This is a genomic window from Wenzhouxiangella limi (genome assembly GCF_010499265.1).
GTDB lineage: Bacteria > Pseudomonadota > Gammaproteobacteria > Xanthomonadales > Wenzhouxiangellaceae > Wenzhouxiangella > Wenzhouxiangella limi.
The window spans coordinates 44,939-62,151 of record NZ_JAAGSC010000043.1 but is presented as its reverse complement, the minus strand read 5'-3'; the positions used below and the strand labels follow the sequence as shown (position 1 = coordinate 62,151).

The 17,213-nt window shown below is 65.9% G+C and carries 18 protein-coding genes; 5 read left to right on the top strand and 13 right to left on the bottom strand.

Going from position 1 to position 17,213, the window contains the following annotated elements; all coding sequences use genetic code 11:
• Nucleotides 1-69 precede the first annotated feature (69 nt).
• Genes G3I74_RS12145 through leuS form a run of 7 tightly spaced genes read right to left on the bottom strand, consistent with a single transcriptional unit; the run spans nucleotide 70 to nucleotide 6,348 of the window.
• Nucleotides 70-648 (bottom strand): Maf family nucleotide pyrophosphatase, encoded by a 579-nt coding sequence (locus G3I74_RS12145; RefSeq protein ID WP_164211878.1) that lies wholly within the window; start codon nucleotides 646-648, stop codon nucleotides 70-72.
• Nucleotides 641-1,102 carry a 23S rRNA (pseudouridine(1915)-N(3))-methyltransferase RlmH gene (gene rlmH, locus G3I74_RS12140; RefSeq protein WP_164211877.1) on the bottom strand — a complete coding sequence of 154 codons (462 nt, stop codon included), beginning with the start codon at nucleotides 1,100-1,102 and terminating at the stop codon, nucleotides 641-643. Before rlmH ends, G3I74_RS12145 begins: the two co-directional genes overlap by 8 nt.
• A 19-nt stretch (nucleotides 1,103-1,121) precedes the next feature.
• Nucleotides 1,122-1,493, bottom strand: a complete 372-nt coding sequence (gene rsfS, locus G3I74_RS12135) for a ribosome silencing factor (RefSeq protein WP_239056894.1) — start codon at nucleotides 1,491-1,493, stop codon at nucleotides 1,122-1,124.
• A gap of 59 nt (nucleotides 1,494-1,552) precedes the next feature.
• Nucleotides 1,553-2,233, bottom strand: a complete 681-nt coding sequence (nadD, locus tag G3I74_RS12130; protein ID WP_164211875.1) for a nicotinate-nucleotide adenylyltransferase — start codon at nucleotides 2,231-2,233, stop codon at nucleotides 1,553-1,555.
• Entirely contained in the window at nucleotides 2,223-3,245 is a 1,023-nt protein-coding gene (holA, locus tag G3I74_RS12125) for a DNA polymerase III subunit delta (RefSeq protein ID WP_164211874.1), read from the bottom strand. Before holA ends, nadD begins: the two co-directional genes overlap by 11 nt.
• Nucleotides 3,242-3,745 carry an LPS-assembly lipoprotein LptE gene (locus G3I74_RS12120; protein ID WP_164211873.1) on the bottom strand — a complete coding sequence of 168 codons (504 nt, stop codon included), beginning with the start codon at nucleotides 3,743-3,745 and terminating at the stop codon, nucleotides 3,242-3,244. Before G3I74_RS12120 ends, holA begins: the two co-directional genes overlap by 4 nt.
• Entirely contained in the window at nucleotides 3,745-6,348 is a 2,604-nt protein-coding gene (gene leuS / locus G3I74_RS12115) for a leucine--tRNA ligase (RefSeq protein ID WP_164211872.1), read from the bottom strand. The genes G3I74_RS12120 and leuS overlap by 1 nt, the downstream gene beginning before the upstream one ends.
• Nucleotides 6,349-6,428: 80 nt before the next feature.
• Between leuS and G3I74_RS12110 the strand changes: the two genes are divergently transcribed.
• The gene (locus G3I74_RS12110; RefSeq protein ID WP_164211871.1) at nucleotides 6,429-7,013 is read left to right on the top strand and encodes a hypothetical protein; all 585 of its coding nucleotides are present in this window, start codon (nucleotides 6,429-6,431) and stop codon (nucleotides 7,011-7,013) included.
• Nucleotides 7,014-7,035: 22 nt separating this feature from the next.
• On the opposite strand, the gene G3I74_RS12105 is transcribed toward G3I74_RS12110, so the two are convergent.
• From G3I74_RS12105 to G3I74_RS12080, 6 genes are all read right to left on the bottom strand, one after another.
• Nucleotides 7,036-7,671, bottom strand: coding sequence for a response regulator transcription factor (locus G3I74_RS12105; protein ID WP_164211870.1), 636 nt, complete (start codon nucleotides 7,669-7,671; stop codon nucleotides 7,036-7,038).
• Nucleotides 7,672-7,752: 81 nt separating this feature from the next.
• A complete protein-coding gene (locus G3I74_RS12100; RefSeq protein WP_164211869.1) occupies nucleotides 7,753-8,439 on the bottom strand; it encodes an HvfX family Cu-binding RiPP maturation protein in 687 nt (228 codons plus the stop codon).
• Nucleotides 8,440-8,521: 82 nt separating this feature from the next.
• Nucleotides 8,522-9,313: an HvfC family RiPP maturation protein gene (locus tag G3I74_RS12095; RefSeq protein WP_164211868.1), complete on the bottom strand. Its 792-nt coding sequence runs from the start codon at nucleotides 9,311-9,313 to the stop codon at nucleotides 8,522-8,524.
• The gene (locus G3I74_RS12090) at nucleotides 9,276-10,127 is read right to left on the bottom strand and encodes an HvfB family MNIO-type RiPP peptide maturase (RefSeq protein ID WP_164211867.1); all 852 of its coding nucleotides are present in this window, start codon (nucleotides 10,125-10,127) and stop codon (nucleotides 9,276-9,278) included. The genes G3I74_RS12095 and G3I74_RS12090 overlap by 38 nt, the downstream gene beginning before the upstream one ends.
• An 18-nt stretch (nucleotides 10,128-10,145) precedes the next feature.
• On the bottom strand, nucleotides 10,146-10,454 hold the full coding sequence (locus G3I74_RS12085; RefSeq protein WP_164211833.1) for an HvfA family oxazolone/thioamide-modified RiPP metallophore: 309 nt from the start codon (nucleotides 10,452-10,454) through the stop codon (nucleotides 10,146-10,148).
• 148 nt (nucleotides 10,455-10,602) lie between these two features.
• The gene (locus G3I74_RS12080; RefSeq protein ID WP_164211866.1) at nucleotides 10,603-12,093 is read right to left on the bottom strand and encodes a glucose-6-phosphate isomerase; all 1,491 of its coding nucleotides are present in this window, start codon (nucleotides 12,091-12,093) and stop codon (nucleotides 10,603-10,605) included.
• Nucleotides 12,094-12,554: 461 nt separating this feature from the next.
• On the opposite strand from G3I74_RS12080, the gene G3I74_RS12075 reads away from it, so the two are divergent.
• From G3I74_RS12075 to G3I74_RS12060, 4 genes are read left to right on the top strand one after another with little or no spacing between them, the layout of a single operon-like run.
• Nucleotides 12,555-12,989 carry a DUF3429 family protein gene (locus G3I74_RS12075; RefSeq protein WP_164211865.1) on the top strand — a complete coding sequence of 145 codons (435 nt, stop codon included), beginning with the start codon at nucleotides 12,555-12,557 and terminating at the stop codon, nucleotides 12,987-12,989.
• On the top strand, nucleotides 12,982-13,653 hold the full coding sequence (locus G3I74_RS12070) for an ABC transporter ATP-binding protein (RefSeq protein ID WP_338063106.1): 672 nt from the start codon (nucleotides 12,982-12,984) through the stop codon (nucleotides 13,651-13,653). The genes G3I74_RS12075 and G3I74_RS12070 overlap by 8 nt, the downstream gene beginning before the upstream one ends.
• Nucleotides 13,653-16,085: an FtsX-like permease family protein gene (locus G3I74_RS12065; protein ID WP_164211863.1), complete on the top strand. Its 2,433-nt coding sequence runs from the start codon at nucleotides 13,653-13,655 to the stop codon at nucleotides 16,083-16,085. Before G3I74_RS12070 ends, G3I74_RS12065 begins: the two co-directional genes overlap by 1 nt.
• Nucleotides 16,085-17,206, top strand: a complete 1,122-nt coding sequence (locus G3I74_RS12060) for a lipocalin-like domain-containing protein (protein WP_239056893.1) — start codon at nucleotides 16,085-16,087, stop codon at nucleotides 17,204-17,206. The genes G3I74_RS12065 and G3I74_RS12060 overlap by 1 nt, the downstream gene beginning before the upstream one ends.
• Nucleotides 17,207-17,213 lie beyond the last annotated feature (7 nt).

The following is a 17,213-nucleotide window of genomic DNA, read 5'->3' as shown; positions in this document are numbered from 1 at the left end:
CTTTCCTCATGCTGGGCAGGTCGAAGCATAGCACCGGGGCGGGCGAGGGAACGCGCACGCTCATCGCTTTCAGAACTCCACCAGACCGGCCTCGCGCAGCAGTTGCGCGGTTTCGAACAGCGGCAACCCCACGACGCCGGTATAGCTGCCCGTCAGCCGACGAATCCACAGTCCGGCCTGATTCTGAATGCCGTAGGCGCCCGCCTTGTCCATGCAGTCGCCGGTCGCCACATAAGCATCAATCCAGGCCTCGTGCACAAGACCGAACTCGACCTGCGTGATGCTCAGCCGCTCCGTTTTGCGGCCGTCGGGACTCAGCAGCACCACCGCCGAAATCACCTCGTGGCATCGCCCGGAAAGCTGGCGCAGCATGTCCCGCGCCTGGTCGGCGTCGGCAGGCTTGCCGAGGATCCGGCCCGCCGCCACCACGCTGGTGTCCGCGCCAAGCACGAAACTGCCGGCATGCCGGCGATGCACGGCAACCGCCTTGGCACGGGCCACACGAAGCACATAATCGGCAGGCGCTTCATCGCCCTCCACGCTCTCATCGATTGCCGACGCCACCACCGTGAAAGGCACGCCGCAGCGATCGAGCAACTCGCGCCGACGGGGCGAAGCCGAGGCCAGAATCAGAGAACGCTCAACCACGGTGGTAGGGATGACCGCTGAGCAGGCTATTGGCCCGGTACAGTTGCTCGGCCACGATGACCCGCACCAGCATGTGCGGATAGACCGCCGGGCCCAGCGACCAGCGAACGCGACAGGTGCTGCGCAAGTCCGGCGCCAGCCCTTCTGCGCCGCCGATAAAAAACCAGACCGGATCACCTTCCTGCAGCCAGCCGGCCAGGCGCTCGGCCAGTTCCTCGGTCGACCAGCCCTGACGTGACCCGTGGAGCGCCACCCGCGCGGCCTGTGCCGGCACCCGGGCCCCGAGCCTTTCGGATTCCAGCTCGCGCGCGCGCCCGGCCCCGGCACGGCCGGCTGCCGGCACTTCAACCAGTTCCAGCGCCAGATGCGGCGGGAATCGCCGAGCGTATTCGTTCCATCCGGCCTTGATCCAGTCCGGCATGCGCTGGCCGACGGCTGCCACCACCAGCTTCATGGCGACCGCCCAGGCTTCATCAGGCCTGAGCGGAAGACGAGTGCGCCGGCAGCGCCGTAGACCAAAGCTTCTCGAGATTGTAGAACGCGCGGGTCTGCGGCAGCATCAGGTGAACCACGACATCGGCCAGGTCCACCAGCACCCACTCGGCCTCGCGGTCGCCTTCGACCCCGAGCGGGGCCTGGTCTGCGGCCTTGGCGCGCTGGACGAGCCGGTCGGCCATCGCCTTGACCTGGCGGGTGGAGCTGCCGCTGGCAACAATCATGTAGTCGGCGAAGGTGGAGCGATCGGTCAGGTCGATGACCTGAATGGCTTCAGCCTTGCTGTCTTCCAGGGAAGCGACGGCCAGGTCGCAAAGCTGACGGGAGTCCGAAACGGGATGTGACTTCAAGGAGGATGATCGGTAGTGGTTGAGTTGAAGTCTCAGTTTACCCCGTTGCGAGCAACGTTTCATCCACCGCCCGCCGGACCGGCCCCGTAGAGTTCGTGCTTGCGGATGTAGGACAGCACGGTCGCCGGCAGCAGGAAGCGCGGATTCCAGCCATGCCTGAGCTGGTTGCGGATATCGGTCGACGAGATTGCCAGCTGGGTTACCTCGACGTGACAGACCAGCCCGCATGGCGAGTCCATCAGGTCGCGCGCCCGACCCACCCGGCGCTGCTCGAGCAGTTCGGCCAGTTGGTCGGGATAGGCCGGTTCGCTGCGGGGACGGGTCATGACCACCAGATGGGCCAGATCGAGCAGGCGCTGCCAGCGATCCCAGCGGTCGAGATGATTGGCCGCGTCCTGGCCGACGCACAGCAGAAGCGGCACATCGGGGACTTCCGTACGCACGCTGGCCAGCGTATCGACCATGAACGACGGCCCGGTGCGCAGCACCTCGCGGGCGTCGACATGCAGGTCTGGGTAGGACGCGACCGCCAGTTCCAGCATGGCCAGTCGATGGAAAGCTTCGGCCCAGGTGCCCTCACGATGCGGCGGACGACCGGCCGGCACCAGGCGGAAATCGCTGACCTTGAGTCGCTCGGAAATCTCGGCGGCCGCGCGCAGGTGTCCGTAGTGAACGGGGTCGAAGGTACCGCCGAAAATGGCGACCGCGCGGTTGCGTATGCGCTTTCGGCTAGGCGGCATGCCGTCCTGGCTCCGTGCCGGCCACTTCCACGCACAGCCTTTCCAGGGCAACCCAGAAAGCGTGGCTCTCGTTGGACTTGGCCATCCGGTCCAGATCCGACAGCCGGGCGACCGCTGAGCGAACCGCAGCCGGATCCAGCCGGCGCGCCGCCGCGGCCATCGGCGCCTGCCGGGCGCGCCAGACCTCCAGCTCTTTGAACGCGGCGGCCTCGCCTATCGCCGGGCGACGCTGCTGAAAGGCGGCCAGATTTTGCAGTTCGCGCGCCAGCGCAGACAGAATCATCGGCATCGGTGTGTCGGTTTCACGCAGGCCGCGCACGCAGCGAACCGCTGACCCGGCCTGCCCGGTCAGCACCAGCTCGACCAGGCGAAAGCTGTCGAAGCGCGCGCTGTCGGCGACCGCTGCGCGCAGCTCGTCCAGACCCAGGTGGCTACCCTCACCGTAGAGCAGCGCCAGGCGCTCGATTTCCTGGGCCGCGGCGAGCAGGTTGCCTTCCAGACGCTCGGCCAGAAAGCGGCAGGCCGCGCGGTCGGCGCGCAGGCCGCGCGAAGCCAGCCGACGGCTGATCCAGTCCGGTAACTGGCCGGCCTTGACCGCCCAGCACGGGAGGTAAACCCCGGCACCTTCCAGCGCCTTCGCCCAGGCACTCCTCTCCTGACTCATGTCCCAGGCGTTGCACTTGACCAGCAACACATCGTCGCCGTCCTGCCCGATCCATTCCCGCAAAGCCGCGCCACCCTCGCGGCCCGGCTTGCCGGAGGCTAAGCGCACCTCGACCAGACGCCGGCTGGCAAACAGAGACAGGGTCTCGGTGGCGGCACTCAAGCGTCCCCAGTCAAAGCGCGCATCGGCTTCGAGAACCACTCGCTCGTCGATACCGGCGACACGGGCAGCGGCCCGCACGGCATCGCAGGCCTCTTCGACCAAAAGGTGTTCGGGCCCGGCAATCAGGTAGACCCGATCCAGCCCCCGTGTCAGGCGATCAGGCAGACGATCGGGGAAGAGCTTCATGGCGCGGGCACAGCTTCCAGGCGGCGGATCACCTGCGCGGCCATGGACCGGCGCAGATCGGCGCGCAAAAACTCTTCCTCGCGCGAGGCGGCCAGGATGGCCTGCTCATCGAAGCTGTATTCGCGGCTCAGGCGCAGGGTCTCGCGCCCGATCAGCGGTTCGTCGTCGGCGTTGCGCAACTCGAAGTCAAGCTCGAAAACCAGCAGGAACTCGCGCACCCGGGCCTGGCCGGAAATCGTCAGTGGTTCGCTGCGCATTCGCTCCGAATGAATACGCAGAACCGCGCTGGCGCTGTCCTGTCCCTCGCTCAATTCCACGCCATCTGCCTGCAGGCGCAGCGCCAGCTCGCGCGCGAACGCGCTGTTGGCGTCGGGCACGACAAGCCAGGTGCGGGCCATGGCCTCGGGCAGGCGAGCCTCTCCGCGCAGCTGAAAGCCGCATCCTGCCAGCAGCAGGATCGCCAGACCGGCCGAACTCCAGGCGAATGCAGCCCTGCGCATCAGCCGACCACGATGTTGACGAGCTTGTCCGGCACCACGATCACCTTGCGCACGGTCTTGGAGTCGATGAAACGCGCAACGTTGTCCTCGGCCCGGGCCTGGGCCTCGACCTCCTCGCGGGCGCTGCCCGGGACCACCTCGATGCGGCCGCGCACCTTGCCGTTGACCTGCACGACCATGGTCACGGTCTGGCGCGCCAGCGCCGACTCGTCGACCCCGGGCCAGCCGGCCTCGAACACCGACTCAGCCCCGCCCAGCTTGCGCCACAACGCCTCGGCCACGTGCGGGGTCACCGGCGCAATCAGGCGCACCAGGCTGGTCCAGCACTCCTGGACCAGGGCGCGGTCGTTGTCATCGGAAGGCTCGAAGCGCGCCAGCCGGTTGCAGCACTCCATGACCGCGGCGATGGCGGTGTTGAAGGTCAGGCGGCGGGCATAGTCATCGCTGACCTTGGCGATGGTTTCGTGGAGCACGCGGCGCAGCTCACGGCCCGGGTCGCCGAGCGCTTGCGCATCAAGCGCCGAGCGGGGCAGGCCGCCGGCGACGTGGCGATGGACGCCGCTCCAGAGGCGGCGAAGAAAGCGCCAGGCGCCCTCGACACCGGCGTCCGACCATTCCAGCGACTGCTCCGGCGGCGCGGCGAACATCGAAAACAGGCGCACCGTATCGGCCCCGTACTGGTCGACCAGCGCCTGCGGATCGACGCCGTTGTTTTTCGACTTGGCCATCTTCTCGACCCCGCCCGGCGTCACCGGCTCGCCGTCGGCGATCAGAACAGCGGAGTCCACACCCCCCTTGGCGTCGCGGCGGACTTCAACCTCTGAAGGGTTGAACCAGGTCCGGCGACCGGCGGCGTCCTCGCGGTAATAGGTCTCGGCCAGCACCATGCCCTGGGTCAGCAGGCGCCGGAACGGCTCGTCGATATCGATCAGCCCCTCGTCGCGCATCAGCTTGGTCCAGAAGCGCGCGTAGAGCAGGTGCAGGATGGCGTGCTCGATGCCGCCGACGTACTGATCGACCGGCATCCACTCCGAGGTGCGCTCATCGACCATGGCCTGGTCGTTGTCGGGACAGGTGTAGCGCAGGAAATACCAGGACGAGTCGACGAAGGTGTCCATGGTGTCGGTCTCGCGCCGGGCCGGCTGACCGCATTTCGGGCACGGCACGTTCAGGAACGCCTCGCAGCGATTGAGCGGATTGCCGGAGCCATCCGGCACCAGGTCCTCGGGCAGCCGGACCGGCAGGTCCTGCTCCGGCACCGGCACCGCACCGCAGGCCTTGCAATGGATGATTGGAATCGGACAACCCCAGTAGCGCTGGCGCGAAATGCCCCAGTCGCGCAGGCGAAACTGCACCCGCGCCTGGCCGGCGCCTTTGGCTTCGAGATCGCCGACGATGGCGGCAAAGCCGTCGCTGCAAGACAGCCCGGTGTAGTTGCCCGAGTTGACCAGCTCGCCATCTTTGGCCGCATAGGCCTCGTGCCAGTGGCGGTCATCGTAGACCTGGCCGTCGGGCAGGCTGATGACCTGGCGGATCGGCAGATCGTATTTCAGGGCGAACTCGAAGTCGCGCTCGTCGTGGGCGGGCACGGCCATGATCGCGCCCTCGCCGTAACCCATCAGCACGTAGTTGGCGATCCAAACGGGCAACTCGTCCCCGGTCAGCGGGTGGATGGCCTTTAAGCCGGTATCCATGCCGCGCTTTTCCTGGGTGGCGATGTCGGCCTCCGACACGCCGCCTTGCTGGCACTCGCGAATGAACTCGGCCAAATCCGGGTTCGATTCGGCCGCCCGCCGGGCCAGCGGATGCTCGGCGGCCACGGCCATGAAGGTCGCGCCCATCAGGGTATCGGGTCGCGTGGTAAAGACCCGGATCACCTGATCGGCACAGGCAAAGGCGATCTCGGCGCCTTCACTGCGCCCGATCCAGTTGGCCTGCATGGCCTTGACCCGCTCCGGCCAGCCGTCGAGCTGGGCCAGACTGTCGAGCAGCTCCTGGGCGTAGTCGGTAATGCGCAGGTAATACATGGGAATTTCGCGCTTTTCGACCAGCGCGCCGGTGCGCCAGCCGCGGCCGTCGACCACCTGCTCGTTGGCCAGCACGGTCTGGTCGACCGGATCCCAGTTGACCGTGCCGGTCTTCTGGTAGGCGATCCCGCGCTCGAGCAGCCGCAGGAAAAACCACTGGTTCCAGCGGTAGTAGTCGGCATTGCAGGTCGCGATCTCCCGGTCCCAGTCGATCGCAAAGCCCAGGCTCTTGAGCTGGCCGCGCATGTGGGCGATGTTGGAGCGGGTCCACTCGGCCGGCGGCACGCCGTTGGCCATGGCCGCGTTTTCGGCCGGCAGACCGAAGGCGTCCCAGCCCATGGGCTGCAGCACCCGCCTGCCCTGCATGAGCTGGAAGCGCGACATCACGTCGCAGATGGTGTAGTTGCGCATATGCCCCATGTGCAACCTGCCCGAGGGATAGGGGAACATGCTCAGGCAGTAGTAGCTTTCGCCGGTGCCGCGCTCGGCCCGATGCAGCCGCGCCGACGACCAGAGCGCCTGCATCGCCGGCTCCAGCGCTGCCGGATGATAGGTTTCCGAGTTCGTCTCCGTCATGAGAGCATCAATTGCGTCATTGAGCACAAATGATAAGTGTAAACGGCCGGGGCCCGGCCTGCTCTGCTAGCATGCCGGGCATGACCTTCAAGCCTGAACCTCTGCCCGTCACGCTGGCGCGGATTCTGTTGCTGCTGCTGGCCCTCGCGCTGCTGGCCGGCTGTGGATCACGCCAGGCGCAGGACTCTCTGGTCGGCTCCACCGCCCAGCGCCTGGTCAGCTATGCCGTCGACGATCTGGCCGGCGCCCTGCCGACAAGCGACTTCACCCCACTGTCCGGAAAGCGTTTGCGGATCGACTCGCATTTCCTCGGCGATGAGGAACTGCAAAGCTACGCCGATCAGCGTCTGGCCATGGAACTTCGCGCGCGTTTCGACATTGAAGTGGTTCCGGCGCTCGTGCCAGCCGATCATGTGCTGACGGTGTTTTACACCTCGCTGGGGACCGACCAGGGCCACCGGGGCTTTTTCCTCCCGCTGGGCTTCGTTCCCGGCCTGGACGAGGCGACCCGGCTCAACCTGGTCACGCTCGAGCAGTTCCACGGCGTGGCCGAGCTGTACTACTACCTGGACCGGGTCCGCGCCGACGAGACCCTGCGCGCGCGCCGGCGAACCGACGCGCTTGGGCTGCCCATTATCACCATCCCGTTGAGCACGCTACCGTAAGCGAGCAAGGCGTCGGACGACCTCAGAGCAACCAGTCGCGGTAGCTTTGGCTGGAAAGTACCACGCGCACCAGGTCTGATCCGTTGCGGGCCTCCAGCTTGTCGAGCACGTTGGCGCGATGGATCTCCACGGTGCGCACGCTGATATCGAGATCCGCCGCGATCAGCTTATTGAGCTTGCCTTCCAGCATGCCTTCCATGACTTCCCGCTCGCGCGGTGTCAGTCTGGCCAGGCGCTGCTCGACGTCGGCAAGCGCCGCCAGCTCGGCCTGCCCGGCGCGATCGATCTCCAGGGCGTTGTCAAGCTTTTCAAGCAGCAGTTCGGCATCGAACGGTTTTTCAAGAAAGTCCAGTGCCCCGGCCTGAACGGCGCGCACGGCGGTTCGGATATCTCCGTGCCCGGAAATGAACACCACCGGCATCGTGATACCCGCTTCGTGCAGGCGCGTCTGCAGCGCCAGTCCGTCCATGCCGGGCATTTTCACGTCCAGCAGCAGACAACCCCGATCGGCGGGCTTGAGTGCTGCAAGCATGGCTTCGGCCGAATCGAACAACCGGTAGTCGATCTGGTGACTGTCGAGCATGAAACCGATCGCCTCGCGCACCGCGTGGTCGTCGTCAACGACCCAGATCCGGGCTCTGGCGGATTCGCTGGACATGACCTGCTCTCCTCTACGGCGATCCGACCCCAGCAAACAGGCCGGGACGGTGCCGCTACTGGCGGACTCCCTCATCACGGCTCAGGCCCTCTGCGCGGCATACCAGCCATATCCGGTATACCCCAGCAGTCCGGCGCTGAGCAACAGCAGCACGATACCCCAGGCCGGGATCAGGAAAATGGCCATCAAACCAAAAATCAGCGTCGCCAGCCCGAAGGCCACCCGATCCGGCTCGCGTTCAAGAAACTGGCCCTGGCGTCCCGAAAGCGAGACCAGCAGATGATCGAGGCTGAGCTTGCCAGCACCCCAGAACACCAGCGGCAGGATCATGGCCAGAAAGAGGAAGGGAATGCGGAAATTGCCGCGAAACTCGCCGTCGTCCATCACCCGCGAGACCGAATAGCCTTCCCAGAGCTGGCCGAGGCTGTCCCAGGAAGCAGGCCAGTGCATGGCCGCGATGGCCACCACGGTAATCACCAGCAGCGAAAAGGCGAAAAACCGGGTAAACAGGCCCAGCAGCACGGCCAGTGCGGCCAGCATTTCACCCCAGGTCACCATCACCCAGTTCATGTTCGCCGACAGCAGACCGAACGGAAACACGAAGTCCTGGTTGGCAAACCAGGTGGGGGCTTCGGTGCCGACTTTGAATTTGCCGTAGCCGGCAGTCCAGAATTCGTAGGCCAGCAGCAACCGCAGGCCCAGGGGGGCAACCCAGTCGCCGCTGGCGCGCAGGCGCCGGGTCAGGGCGTCGTAAAAGTTCACAATCATAAGGCTCACTCCTTTCAGTCGTTCGGTACGTCCAGTCAGTCCATGCATCTGCGCTGCAAGGCCGACGGACGAAAGGAGTGATTCAGCCAGGGCTTGTCAATATGATCACTTCTCGATCGCCGAGCTGCTTCAGCATCCCGCGCCCGGCTTCGATCACCGGATCCGGCGGGCTGATGCCCGATTCCTCGGCCAGCGCTTGCAGTAAAACCAGACCGGTCGAGCCGGCATTGGATTGCGCCAACAGAAGAAATCGCAGCGTGAAATCGTTGACGCGCTCAAAGGCGACCCGATCATCGTGACGGCGGTAAACCAGCAGATTGATCGGCTGTTCCAGAGCCTCGCTGGGAACGAACTCGGGGCGTATCCGGTGGACCGGCCAGGCGAAGCGCCCCATCTGCACGGTCGGGTTAAGCGTCACCTCATCGTGGCCGGGATCGGCCGACACCACCACCGTTTGTTCGGGCACATCGGCTTCGTGCAGCCGGGCCAGGGTTTCCAGATACTCCCACTGAATCAGTTCAGCCATCCAGGGCCGATCCGACAGCCAGTGTTGGCCCGGACCGTCAATGAATTCGAGCATTTCGCTGCCGATTTCGGGGAACAGCGGGGTGGTGGCGCGATGCTCGACCATCAGTTCTCGGATCAGGCGATCCCACTCGGCATCATCGAGCATGCGCCGAAGCACGGGAAAGTTTTTCGCCATGAGGTTGCGCAGGTTGCCGAAAAACAGCCGCCGGTAAATGGCCAGGCGCCGGTCCTCGATACCGGCCGGCGGCGGATTGTGCTCGGGGTCACGCAGGTGCGCGGCAAACTCGGCCTGGAGCCGAAGCTGGCGCTCAGGCGGCGTGCTGGCCGCGTTTCGAGTCTTGGTCATGCTGAAGGCGAGCGATGGTAGCCACTTCCGCCAGCAGGTCCGGCACCGGCGGAAAATTGAAATCTCTTTCCAGCACAGTGGGCGCAGCGCCAAGAATGCCGTAGGCGTGACGCAACAATCCCCACACCGGGTCGGCCACGGGAGCGCCGTGGGTATCGACAATCAGATCGTCGGCCTCATGATGATGGCCGGCCACGTGCAGGTAGGCCACCCGATCATGCGGCAGCCCGGCCAGGAAGTCGTCGGGGTCGTAACCGTGGTTGACGCTGTTGACGTGCACGTTGTTAACGTCCAGCAGCAACAGGCAGTCGGCCCGGGTGCAGACTTCGTTGATGAATTCCAGCTCTGACATTTCGGTCGCTACCGGCGCGTAATAGGAAATATTCTCCACGGCAATTTGCCGGCCGAGTGCATCCTGTACCTGGGCAATGCGGTCGGCCACCCACGCCACCGTTTCGGGCAGGAAGGGCAGCGGCATCAGGTCGTACAGGTGTCCATGCTCGGAGCAGTAACTCAGATGCTCGGAAAAACAGCGCACTTCGTGTTCGTCCAGAAACGATCTCAGGCGCTTGAGATAGGACGAATCGAGCGGTTCCGGCGCGCCGATGGAAAGCGACAGGCCGTGGCAGACCAGCGGAAAGCGCTCCGTATACCAGGCCAGCTGGCGGCGGAGACGCCCACCGACGCCGATCCAGTTTTCCGGCGCGAGCTCCAGGAATCCCACTTTCTCCAGATCCGCGTCCTGCAGCGGACCCAGCAGGGCCCGCCGCAGTCCGAGCCCGGCGCCGTGCACCGGACGATCATTCGAAGACATGATCAAAGCCCAAAGGCCTCAGGCTTCGCCGCAACTGCCTTCGCCGCAGCTGCCTTCGCCGCAGGAACCTTCTTCGTCCTTGTCGTCTTCGTCCTTGTCCTCGTCTTCGTCTTCACCGCACGCGCCTTCGCCACACTGACCTTCACCGCACCGACCTTCGCCGCAGGATCCTTCTTCGAAACCGGCCTGCTGCGACATGAAGCCACGTTCCAGGGATTCGGCCTCGAACAGGTTGTCGGTCGATGGCTCGGCGGCAATGGCGCCCAGCGAGAACGACAGGGCCGACAGTGTACCGATTGCGGAAGTCAGAATTTTCTTGTCACTCATAATCATTTCTCCAAATGTGTCGTTTACGTGGCATTGCTGGCCCCTATCAGGGACTATTGGCAGGTCTCTTTATGCCCGCTTGCTGAAGTGGACCGACCAGACGATCGGTTGCTTTCATAATTGGCAACTTGCAGTCCTTCCTACGCTATCAGAAAAAGCCGGCCAGTTTTTCCAGGCTGAGCGCGTCGTTCGCAAGCCTCTGCCGAATCCCGGCCGCCAGCCGCTTGCCTTCCTCGACGCCCCATTGATCATACGCGTTGATCTGCCACAGCACGGATAACACGTAAACCGCGTGCTCGAAGCTTGCCAGAAGAAAACCCAGCGCCTCTGGCGTGAGGCGCTCGGCCAGCAGCACACCGACCGGTCGATTGCCGGGCAGGCGACGATGCGGCGCGCCATCGTGGCGTCCGCGCGCAAAAGCCGCTGCCTGCGCCAGCAGATGCGCCAGCTGCGCCTGCTGCCATTCAACATGACCATGACTGTCGGCCAGGCTGCCGACCAGCAATAACGGGTGGGTATCCGTGCCCTGGTGAAGGGCCTGAAAGATCGAATGCTGCAGATCCGTTCCCCGTCCGCCGTAAACCAGTGGCACGCTCGGCTGAGCGAGCGGCTGGTCAGTCAGATCCACGCCCTTGCCGAGGCTTTCCATGACCAGCTGCTGCAGGTAATCGCCGAGCAGCGCCAATCGCGGCTCGTATGCCACCACACCCAGGGTCGGCAGCGCCAGCTCGCGCCGAAAATAGTGAATCATCAACCCCAGCATCACCGCCAGGCTGGAAGCATCCGGCGCGCGCTGCATTGCCTGATCGGCCACCGCGGCTCCAGCCAGCAGCTCCTCGAATCGACTCGACCCGATCTGCGCGCCCGCGCTGACACCCACCGAGGACCACAGTGAATAGCGTCCGCCGGTCCAGACCGGAAACGGCAAAACGTGCTCCGGCCGTATGCCGAAGGCGACGGCGCGATCGACATTGGCTGTGCTGGCCCACGAGCCGGCCTCAAAGTCTTTTCCCATCCAGACCCGCATGGCCTCGGCCTGGGTCATGGTCTCTTCGGTCGAAAAAGATTTCGAAGCAATGACGACGCCGGTTCGGGCAGGGTCGAGCTGGCGCAGCAGACGCTCGAACCGGCGCCCATCCAGGGTCGACAACCAATGGACGCGCACGGCGCTGTCGTCTTCGTCCAGGGCATCAGCCACCAATCGCGGACCGAGATCCGATCCACCGATCCCGATGTGGACCAGATCGGTGAGACCCGCCCGGCCGGAATGCAGTCGATCAGCCAGCGCCAGCATTTGCCGGCGCTCCGCCAGACGCTCGGGGCTGGCGTCCTGGCCACGCAGCTGCATGTGCAGCGCGGGCTGCGCTTCGGACGGGTTGACAATGGCGCCATCAAACAAGCGGTCGACCGCCGGGCGCAGCTGAACCCGCCGAGGCAGGTCCAGCAACAGGTCTCGCTGGGGTCGATCCAGTGGTATTCGCGAATAATCGAGCATCCAGCCTTGCTGCAGGACCGAGAATGCTGCGCCTCGATCCGGGTCACGCCGGAAAAGATCCGCTACTTCGGGCGGGCTGTTGTTTTCTCGCAACACTCGACAGACCTCCTTGTAATCGTCCCTTGCCGCGGACAACAGCGCCATTCTAGCGTGCCCGCCTGAAACGTCACACACCGTGTCGACGGACAAAAAAACCCCTCCCGGTGACGGGAGGGGCAAACAATATCGGAGTGATGTACCTCGCTTCGCGCCCTGCAACCTTGCCCAACCGTTGTGGTTTTGCCAAGGTTGGTCTCAATCCTACCACATTGCCGAGCCTCAAGCCAAGTGAAACTTTCGGCAAGGGGCGGGAACACGCGCATTTTTGGGATCTTTCGCGGCGGTCAAAGTTCCCGAATCCGGTGTTCACGGTGATTTCACCGCCGCCGGGCCAAGCTTCACTCGTGTTCGGAGCGGTCCCTCCAAGGCCCTGACTCCCTCCCTCCGTTCCGAATGCACGTTGAAGACCCCGACCACGGCTCCCGGTCGGGGTCTTCTTTTACCCGCCGTGGAAAGGTGGGCGCTACACTTTGACTACGACTTGTCACGAAAAGGGCCTGTCACCCGTGGATTCCGTCACTGTCACGACCACTCGAACGCTGACCTGGAGTGGCGTCATTCCCTTTGCCGCCCTGGCGCTGGTCAGCATGATCGAAACCCCGCCCTGGCTGGAGTTGCTGCTGGTTGGCTACGCCACGCTGATTCTGTCGTTTCTGGCCGGAACACTGTGGGCCCGGCACCTGCTCGGGGAGCGAACCCGCCCCCGGTTGCTGGTCGCCAGCAACGCGCTCGTGCTTCTGGCCTGGCCGGCCTTGCTGATGCCGATCGCCTGGGCCAGCCTGTGGTTGGCGGCGCTGTTCGGCATCCATTTGCTGCTTGACGAACCCTGGAAAGGCTACCGCATGCCGGGCTGGTATCGCCGCCTGCGGCTTGCGGTGAGCGCCGTGGCGATTGCGCTGCTGGTCATCGGCGGCCTCATCGGAGTCGGTTTCAGTGGGTGAACCAGTCCTGCTCATTCAGGGTCTGCAGCGCCGCTTCGGGACGAGCGGACCGGTGCAGGTGCTCGATGATCTGACCCTGGAGCTGAGCGCGGGCGAACGCGTTGCGGTCATGGGCTCATCCGGCTCGGGCAAGACCACGCTGCTCCACCTGGCTGCCGGCATGGACACGCCCGACGCCGGCGAGGTAAGGGTCGGCGGCCACCGCCTCTCCAGACTGGCCGAGCCCGAGCGCACCCGCTTCCGAGCGCGCTACATCGGCCTGGTGTTCCAGGACTTCAACCTGATCGACAGTCTGACCGTGCGCGAAAACATCGAGCTGCCGCTGTGGCTGAACAACCGGCTGGATCAGCGTCAGCGCATCACCGAACTGGCCGAGGAGCTGGGCATCGCGGACCTGCTGGAACGACTGCCGGAAAAACTCTCCGGCGGCGAAAAGCAGCGCGTGGCGATTGCCCGGGCCCTGGTCCACCGGCCCGCCCTCCTGCTCGCCGACGAGCCCACCGGCAGTCTTGATCAGACCACCGCAGAAGGGGTGCTGGCGCTGTTTGACCGGGTCACGCGGGAGCATGGCGTCACCTTGCTCATGGTGACCCACAACGACGATGCGGCCGCGTTGTGCGACCGGGTGCTTCAGCTGCGCCACGGTCGCCTGAGCCAGGACTGATGCGGCTGCTGCTGGAGTCCTCGCGGCGGTTTTTTTACCGCCACCCCGGGCAGTTGCTGCTGGCCCTGATCGGCATCGCCGCCGGCGTCGCGGTCGTGACCGGCGTGGCGCTGATGCGCGATGTTCTCATCGACGCGCTCGACAGCGCGACCGAATCCCTGAGCGGCAGCGAGACCATACGCATCACCGATCCGCGCGGTCCGCTGGATGAGAGTCTGTACCGCCAACTGGCCACCACGCCCGGCGCCCCGGCGCTGCTGCCGGTCTTGAGTTCGCGGCTTCGGTACGGGGACCGGATGCTGGAACTGCTGGCCGTCGATCCGCTGTCGCTGGACCGCGACAGCGCCGTTCGCCCGACCGGTTCGGCCACCGGCCAGCTGCTCACGCAGGCCAATGCGGCCGTGGTCAGCGAAACCACGCTGCAGCGCCTCGGCCTAGGCCCGGAAGGCGTGCTTGAGGTCAGCCATTCGGGCGAAACGCTGAAGCTCGAAATCGTTGCCACCGTCAGCGCCCGACGCGAGCTGGACGATCGGGTCATCATGGACCTGGCCGCGGCCCAGCACCTGACCGGGCGCCGGGGGGAGCTGAGCTTCATCGAAACCTCGTCGCAGCACCGCGACTGGCTAATCGAGCATCTGCCCGAGGGCCTGGAACTGGTCGACGCCCAACAGCGGCGCGAATCGGCCGCCGCGCTGACCGCCGGCATGCGCGCCAACCTGACGGCGATGAGCCTGCTCAGCCTGGCGGTGGGACTGTTCGTGATCTACAGCGTGCTCGCCTTCCTGCTGGTTCAGCGCCGCCGCACCATCGGCATGCTGCGCGCCGTCGGCGTCACCCAGGGTCGCATCCAGGCGCTGCTGGCCCTGGAGACCGTGATCCTGGCCGGACTCGGAGCGCTGGCCGGACTCGCCCTGGGCACCCTGATGGCGAGCGCATTGCTGGACCTGGTTCGTCAGCCGGTGGCCGAGTTGTACCGGATGGTCGCTTCGGCCGGCATTCGGCCCAGCCTGGGGCTGTACGCAACCGTCTGGGTCATGGCCGTGATCATGGCGCTGGCCAGCGTGTACGGCGTGTTGCGCGAGGCCCAGCGCATTCCGCCGGGGCAGCTTGCCCGAACCGTCCACGAGACCCGCCCCGCTGGACTACAGTTGTCGCGCTGGCTGCCCGGCCTGCTGCTGGTGTCGGGCGCAGCGCTGATCGTGACCACCCGCGGCCTGCCGCCGGTCATGGCCGGACTGTTCCTGATGCTGTCGGGCTGTGCCCTGCTGGCGCCGGCGATCGGAATGCAGCTGCTGCGGCTGTTCAGCGTCCGCGGCAGCGGCCTGATGCCGCGCGCGATCAAGATGCTGATGAGTTCGCGTCAGCGCCTGGCGCCTGCGGTCTCGGCGCTTAGCCTGGCGCTGGCGCTGAGCGCCGGAGTCGGCATGATGGTGCTGGGGTTCCGCGCCACCGTGGACGACTGGGTCAGCCGCCTGATCAGTGCCGACGTCTATCTCACCGTCAGCCAGGGGCAGCTCGACTCGCAAGACGTCGAGGACCTGCGTGCCTGGCCGGAGATCGAAATGCTGACCAGCTCGCGCCAGATCCGGATGGATGACGGCAGTATGGTGGTTGGATACGACCTCAACCGGAAAGCCTGGGCGGCCTTCGAATGGGTCAGCGGCGACCGCGAAAGCGCGCAGCCGGCGGTCGAGGCCGGAACCGCCGTCCTGCTGACCGAGCCCATGGCCCGGCGCAAGGGGCTTGAGCCCGGAGACCGGATCGAGCTGGCCACGCCGTCCGGGGCCGCCAGCTTCGACGTCGCCGCCGTCTACCGCGATTTCAGCAACGACCGCGGCCTGGTCGGTTTGATCGGCTGGCGCTTCCGCGAGCTGTGGCAGGACGAACAGCGCGACAGCATCGGCCTGTACCTGCAGGCCGGAACCGGTCTGGAGGAACTCGAGAGCAAGATCGCGGACGCCTATCCGGCCGGCAACCTGACCACGCGCGAGCAGGTGCGCGAGCAGACCCTGGCCGTTTTCGACCGCACGTTCAGGATCTCCTGGGCGCTGGCCATTCTGGTCGGCATGATCGCCGCCATCGCCCTGATCAGCGCCCTGCTGGCGCTGGGGCTGGAGCGCGGCCGCGAATACGCCACGCTGCGCGCCCTGGGCCTGCCGCGGCGCGGGCTGGCCGGCGTGGTGCTGACCCAGACCACCAGCCTGGCGGCCATCGCCGTGGTGATGGCGGTCCCGTTCAGCATGCTCATCCACGCCGTGCTGTCGCTGGCCGTGCAGCCGCGGGCTTTCGGCTGGAGCCTGGCCCTGACCTGGCCGTGGCAGCCGCTGGCCGTGATCATCCCGCTGGCCCTGCTGCTGGGCACGGCCGCCGGGGCCTACCCGGCCTGGAAGATTGCCAGCCGTGATCCCGCCCCGTTACTGAGAGCAAGCTGATGCGTCTGGATACCGTCATCGTCCTGGTACTCGTGCTGCTGACCGGCAGCTGGCTGGCCTGGCAGACGCGCCCGCCGGAGCCGCCCGCGACCGAGCGCCTGCGGGTCCAGAACCTGATGAGCGGGGAGAGCGAGGACTTCCGCCGCGTCACCGGGCCGGAACCGCTGTCTTTCCCCGAAGACCACGCCCAGCATCCGGACTACCAGAACGAATGGTGGTATTTCACCGGCAACCTGGAAACCGCCGAGGGTGAGCGCCTGGGCTACCAGTTCACCCTGTTCCGCTTCGCCCTGCCGCCGGGAGAGGGTCTGGATTCCGCCTGGGCCACCGAGGCCATGTGGATGGCGCATCTGGCCTTAAGCGACGGCCGCAGCGAGCGCTTCTACCAGGCCGAGCGCTTTGCCCGCGGCGCCATGGGCCTGGCCGGCGCCGACGAGCAGCGCTGGTGGTTGCGCGACTGGGAAGTCCGGCTGGACGACCCGGCCTGGCGGCTGGTCGCCGAGGCCGATGATTTCGCCCTGGAGCTGGAGCTCACCCCGCAGCGCCCGCTGGTGCTGCAGGGCGATGCCGGCTACAGCCGCAAGGGACCCGACCCGGGCAACGCCTCGCGCTACTACTCGATCACCCGGCTGGCGACGGGCGGCGAGGTCAGGATCGGCGACGAAGTCCTGTCGGTCGAGGGCCTGTCCTGGCTCGATCGCGAATGGGGCTCCAGCCAGCTGGCCGAGGGTCAGGCGGGCTGGGACTGGTTCGCGATCCAGCTCGATGACGGCCGTGACCTGATGCTGGCCCGGCTGCGCAACGAGGACGGCAGCGACTCCGAGTGGTCCTACGGCCTGCTGGTCGAGCCCGATGGCCGCAGCCGGTATTTGAACGCCGAAGACTACCGAGCCGTTGTTGAGCGTCGCTGGCGTGACGCCAACGGCAACCGCTGGCCGGTGGAGTGGCGCATCGAGATTCCCTCAGCCGGCCTGAACATCCGCACCCGCGCCGTGTTCGACGATCAGCACTGGCAGCAGTCGGTCGACTACTGGGAAGGCATGATCGACATCCACGACCAGGGCAGCGGCGAGGCCATCGGCCGCGGCTACCTGGAGCTCAGCGGCTACGGCGAGGGCTGAAAAAACC

What these genes read in the sequence shown, in the direction of transcription:
- rlmH (WP_164211877.1), bottom strand. Translation starts at nt 1,102, where the DNA reads ATGAAGCTGGTGGTGGCAGCCGTCGGCCAGCGCATGCCGGACTGGATC.
- nadD (WP_164211875.1), bottom strand. Translation starts at nt 2,233, where the DNA reads ATGCCGCCTAGCCGAAAGCGCATACGCAACCGCGCGGTCGCCATTTTC.
- holA (WP_164211874.1), bottom strand. Translation starts at nt 3,245, where the DNA reads ATGAAGCTCTTCCCCGATCGTCTGCCTGATCGCCTGACACGGGGGCTG.
- G3I74_RS12120 (WP_164211873.1), bottom strand. Translation starts at nt 3,745, where the DNA reads ATGCGCAGGGCTGCATTCGCCTGGAGTTCGGCCGGTCTGGCGATCCTG.
- leuS (WP_164211872.1), bottom strand. Translation starts at nt 6,348, where the DNA reads ATGACGGAGACGAACTCGGAAACCTATCATCCGGCAGCGCTGGAGCCG.
- G3I74_RS12110 (WP_164211871.1), top strand. Translation starts at nt 6,429, where the DNA reads ATGACCTTCAAGCCTGAACCTCTGCCCGTCACGCTGGCGCGGATTCTG.
- G3I74_RS12105 (WP_164211870.1), bottom strand. Translation starts at nt 7,671, where the DNA reads ATGTCCAGCGAATCCGCCAGAGCCCGGATCTGGGTCGTTGACGACGAC.
- G3I74_RS12100 (WP_164211869.1), bottom strand. Translation starts at nt 8,439, where the DNA reads ATGATTGTGAACTTTTACGACGCCCTGACCCGGCGCCTGCGCGCCAGC.
- G3I74_RS12095 (WP_164211868.1), bottom strand. Translation starts at nt 9,313, where the DNA reads ATGACCAAGACTCGAAACGCGGCCAGCACGCCGCCTGAGCGCCAGCTT.
- G3I74_RS12090 (WP_164211867.1), bottom strand. Translation starts at nt 10,127, where the DNA reads ATGTCTTCGAATGATCGTCCGGTGCACGGCGCCGGGCTCGGACTGCGG.
- G3I74_RS12085 (WP_164211833.1), bottom strand. Translation starts at nt 10,454, where the DNA reads ATGAGTGACAAGAAAATTCTGACTTCCGCAATCGGTACACTGTCGGCC.
- G3I74_RS12080 (WP_164211866.1), bottom strand. Translation starts at nt 12,093, where the DNA reads ATGGCGCTGTTGTCCGCGGCAAGGGACGATTACAAGGAGGTCTGTCGA.
- G3I74_RS12065 (WP_164211863.1), top strand. Translation starts at nt 13,653, where the DNA reads ATGCGGCTGCTGCTGGAGTCCTCGCGGCGGTTTTTTTACCGCCACCCC.
- G3I74_RS12060 (WP_239056893.1), top strand. Translation starts at nt 16,085, where the DNA reads ATGCGTCTGGATACCGTCATCGTCCTGGTACTCGTGCTGCTGACCGGC.